This is a genomic window from Streptomyces pratensis (assembly GCF_037137275.1).
Classification (GTDB): domain Bacteria; phylum Actinomycetota; class Actinomycetes; order Streptomycetales; family Streptomycetaceae; genus Streptomyces; species Streptomyces pratensis_B.
In genome coordinates this window covers 1-694 of record NZ_JBBBEN010000011.1, presented here as the reverse complement: position 1 = coordinate 694, position 694 = coordinate 1, and the positions used below count along the sequence as shown (strand labels likewise).

The window sequence follows — 694 nt, the reverse complement described above, 5'->3', positions numbered from 1 at the left end:
CATGCCGATCTTCACCTGGAACGTCCTGCTGACCGGTGTACTGGTCCTGCTGGCCTTCCCGGTGCTGGCCGCGGCCCTGCTGGCCCTGGAGGCGGACCGGAAATTCGGCGCGCACATCTTCGACGCGGCCAACGGTGGAGCGCTGTTGTGGCAGCACCTCTTCTGGTTCTTCGGTCATCCCGAGGTCTACATCATCGCCCTGCCGTTCTTCGGAATCGTCACCGAGATCCTCCCGGTCTTCGCCCGTAAACCGGTCTTCGGCTACATCGGACTGGTCGCTGCCACGATTGCCATCGCAGGTCTCTCCGCGACCGTATGGGCGCATCACATGTTCGTGACGGGGGCCGTTCTGCTGCCGTTCTTCTCCTTCATGACGTTCCTCATCGCCGTGCCCACCGGCGTGAAATTCTTCAACTGGATCGGTACCATGTGGAAGGGGTCCATTTCCCTGGAAACCCCGATGCTGTGGTCCATCGGTTTCCTGGTCACCTTCCTGTTCGGCGGCTTGACCGGGATCATTCTGGCCTCGCCCCCGCTGGACTTCCATGTCTCGGACTCGTACTTCGTCGTCGCGCACTTCCATTACGTGGTCTTCGGTACCGTGGTTTTCGCGATGTTCGCCGGGTTCCATTTCTGGTGGCCGAAGTTCACCGGCAAGATGCTGGACGAGCGGCTCGGCAAGATCACGTTCTGG

At 61.1% G+C, this 694-nt stretch carries 1 protein-coding gene; it reads left to right on the top strand.

The window, feature by feature from the left end:
* A partial coding sequence (locus V9U70_RS00065; RefSeq protein ID WP_336672316.1) for a cbb3-type cytochrome c oxidase subunit I occupies positions 1 to 694 on the top strand: 694 nt, incomplete at both ends.